The sequence below is a fragment of the Mesorhizobium sp. M7A.F.Ca.CA.002.04.1.1 genome, assembly GCF_004022805.1.
GTDB lineage: Bacteria > Pseudomonadota > Alphaproteobacteria > Rhizobiales > Rhizobiaceae > Mesorhizobium > Mesorhizobium ciceri.
Window position 1 is genome coordinate 1 of the sequence record NZ_RZPL01000593.1, and the last position, 3662, is coordinate 3662.

Genomic DNA, 3662 nt, shown 5'->3' on the forward strand with positions numbered 1-3662 from the left:
GCGCAGCCCGCTGGAAGCCGCCGCCGCCGGTCTCGGCATGGTCCATCAGCATTTCCGGCTGGTCGAGAGTTTTACGGTTGCCGAAAATGTTCTCCTCGGCTTCGGCCGCAAGGCTGCTGTGAAAACGCTGACCGATGCGGCGGCGATCGTTTCCGCCAAGTCGAGCGAGATCGGCCTGCCCGTCGATCCGCACAAGCTGGTAGCGAATCTTTCGATCGCCGAACGCCAGCGCGCCGAGATCATCAAGGTCATGCTTCTGGGCGCCCGAATTCTGGTCATGGACGAACCGACGGCGGTGCTGACCGACGAGGAAGCGCGCACGCTCCTCTCTTTTGCCCAACGATTGTCGAGGCAAGGTCACGCCGTGGTTCTGATCACGCACAAGTTCCGGGAGGTTGCCGCTTTCTGCGACCGGGTAACGGTCATGCGGCACGGCGAGACCGTACTTGAGGGTGCGCGGGTTGCGAACGTCACCGAAGCGGAGGTGGCGCGGTTGATGGTCGGCGATGCCTTGACGGTTGCGGGCAGGCCGTTATCTCGGCCGGGTGATGTGTGTCTGAGCGTGGAAAGGCTTTCCGCACGGGCGACCGCTCACGGGCAAAGCCTGAACGATCTCGGGTTCGAGCTGCATGTAGGCGAAATCCTTGGCATCGCCGGCGTCGGCGGGAACGGGCAGGAGGAACTCGTTGCCTGCCTTCTCGGACTCGACCGTGCCGGCGCCGGCGCGATCGTACTGGATGGCCAGGACATATCCACCGCCAAGCCAGACCAGCGCCGCGAGGCCGGCTTGCGCGTCATCCCCTCCGACCGCTTTGACAGCGGGTTGATCCGGGAGCTTTCCATTGCCGACAATCTCGCGCTCACGACCGTCGCCAGCGGTAGCTTCGGCGGCCCGTTTCTCCTGAGCCGGCGGGCGATGCGCGAGAAGGCCGCCGAGGCCATCGATGCGTTCGATATCCGCGGCGCGACGCCGGAACGGCCGGCCTCTTTGCTCTCGGGAGGAAACGCGCAGAAAGTGTTGCTCGCGCGGGAGCTCGATCACGGCCTGAAGGTTCTCATAGCGCATTCCCCTTCTCGCGGGCTGGACATGAAAGCGGCCGAGTTCGTCCGATCGGCGATCCGCAGAGCTGTGGAAGCCGGCGCGGCTTGCCTTCTGATCAGCGAGGATCTCCAGGAGGTCATGTCCCTGTCCCATCGGGTGGCCGTCATGAACAGAGGAAGGATCGCCGGCTGCCGTCAGACCGGCGACGTCACGCCTGAATGGATAGGAGGCCTTTTAGCAGGCCATGCTTGACACAGCTTTCCTTGTTCGCAGGCAAAATCCCGGCTTCTTGTTGACCAGTCTCAGTTATGTTGGCGGACTGTTGGTCGGGCTGACGGTTTCGGCGGTGCTGCTCGTGCATGCGGGCGTGCCGGCAAGCGCTCTTGTGGATGAGTTCCTGATTGCAACTTTTCTGACCTCGGACGGCCTCTCCCAGACGGCGACGGCCGCTTTACCGTTGGTGCTAGTCGGCCTCGCCTCCGGCGTTGCCATGCGTGTGCGGTTTTGGAACATCGGCGTGGAGGGCCAGCTATGGCTCGGCGCGATCGCGTCAACCTGGGTGGCGCTGAACGGCAGCGGGCCTGAAGTGCTGAGGTTGCCGACGATGTTCGTTCTGGCGGCGCTTGCGGGAGCCGCCTGGATTGCGATTCCGCTTTTTCTGAAACTCAAGTGGGGCGTTAACGAGGTTATTTCGACCCTGCTGCTGGGAAGCGTCGCGTTTCTGCTCGTGCAGCATCTTCTGTTCGGGGTCTGGAGAGACCCTTCCAACAGCTTTCCCGTGACCGCCACCTTTCCCGAGGCGAGCTGGTTTCTCGTTCTGGGATGGGGGCAGTTGCATGCCGGAATCTTCCTGGTCGCCGTTATCGCATTGTCCATCTGGTTCGTCATGGAACACAGCCGGGTCGGCTTCTACGCGGATGCTGTAGGTTTCAACGCCAAGGCCGCGCTCGCCACGGGCCTGCCGGTGCTCAGCATAGCCGTGGGGCTCGTGCTGCTCTCCGGCGCTCTCTCAGGCGTTGCCGGCATGATGATCGTGGCGGGGACGGAGCACCGCCTCAACCAGTCCGTCGGCAACGGCTATCTCTTCAGCGCGATCGTGATCGCCTACCTGGCCCGCGCGAAGCCATTGTGGGTGGTCGTGATCTCTTTCGCGCTCGGCGCGGTGTTCACCGCCGGGAATGTCCTGAAGGTTTTCTATTCGATCTCCGAAGCGATGATCGTGCTGATGCAAGGCGCGGTACTGATGTCGATTTTGATGGCGCAGTTCTTCAGCTCCTATTCGCTCAAACGGCCCAAGAACTAGGAAGGGACAGTTGCATGGATTTTCTGATCGGCTGGATTGCCATCATTCCGAGCTATGCGGCACCGTTGCTGCTGGCGAGCCTCGGCCTCATTATCTGCGAAAGAGCCGGCGTTCTCAATCTTGGAGCGGAAGGGCTCATGGCGATCAGTGCCATGACCGGCGCGATGACGGTGCTTTCCGGAGCCGATCCTTGGGTTGGTCTTGCCGCCGGCTCAGCGGCCGCGATGGCTCTCGCTCTGCTGTTTGGAATATCGACAGTCGCCTTGCGCGCCAATCATACGCTCGCCGGCCTAGCCGTCGTCGCAATCGGACTGGGCATCACCGGGGTCGTGGGGCGACCCTACGTGCAGAAGACCTTTTCTGGCATTTCCACACTTGGCGACCTCTTCGGGATAGACCGCGGTTCGGCATTCGGCCGCATTTTCGCGGTGCAGGACCCGGTTACGCTGGCGCTGCCGATCCTGGTCGGCGCGCTCTGGTGGTGGCTTTCCAAAAGCCGACATGGCCTCAGGTTGAGGTCCGTCGGGGAAAACCCGGCCGCCGCGGATGTCGCGGGTATCGACGTGCAACTGGTTCAGTTCGGGGCTGTCCTGGCGTCCGGGCTGTTTTGTGGTCTCGCCGGAGCCTATCTCTCAGTCGCCACAAGTCATGTCTGGGTGGAGGGAATGGTCGCGTCGCGCGGCTGGATTGCCGTTGCGCTCGTCATCTTTTCGCGCTGGAACGCGGCTCGAGCTCTCTGGGGTGCGCTTCTTTTCGGAAGCGCGGATGCGCTTGTGCCTAGACTACAAGCCATAGGCGCCGACGTTCCTGTCTATCTCATGATGACTTTGCCGTACTTGCTGACGCTTGTCGTGCTGGTGGCAGGCTCATTGGGCGGCCGGCGCTCCGGCGAGCCGGCCTTCCTCGGCAGGGTCTATCTACGACAAGACAAACAATAAGGAACTTGCCCGGTTCATGAGCCCCGCGGCCCGCATCCTTCTGGACTTCGCGGATTTCATGGACAAGCATCAAGGATCGCCGATGTCTGTGCCGTCCCCCCCTCGCCCGGCGCTGACCCTGCGGCTCCGCTCGACGCCTATTCGCGTGCCACTAACCGTGAGATCAAGAACAAAGCGCCACGGAGACGACAGAGGGGTCGCCGCGCGTAAAGCGCCAACGTCATCCGCAACAGCAGGCCGAGCCCAGCCGGACCGCCCCCTCTGGCCTGCCGGACCCGGCCCTTCGCTTCCGTTCCAGGCGTTCGTCGTTCGGAAAGCCAAGCGATTGGCTTTCCGTCCGCTGCGCGGACCACTCCTCACCCCCCCTCAAGGGGGAGAT

At 62.9% G+C, this 3662-nt stretch carries 3 protein-coding genes; all 3 read left to right on the forward strand.

All coding sequences use genetic code 11. The features are described 5' to 3' along the window. Positions 1-1294, forward strand: a 1294-nt coding sequence (locus tag ENZ75_RS24900; protein WP_128278386.1) for an ATP-binding cassette domain-containing protein, incomplete at its 5' end; no start/stop codon positions are given. Continuing rightward, positions 1287-2345, forward strand: a complete 1059-nt coding sequence (locus ENZ75_RS24905) for an ABC transporter permease (protein ID WP_013530695.1) — start codon at positions 1287-1289, stop codon at positions 2343-2345. The genes ENZ75_RS24900 and ENZ75_RS24905, both read left to right, overlap by 8 nt. Before the next feature lie 14 nt (positions 2346-2359). After that, complete coding sequence (locus tag ENZ75_RS24910; RefSeq protein WP_063168591.1) at positions 2360-3283, forward strand: ABC transporter permease; 924 nt, start codon at positions 2360-2362, stop codon at positions 3281-3283. Positions 3284-3662: the final 379 nt, after the last annotated feature.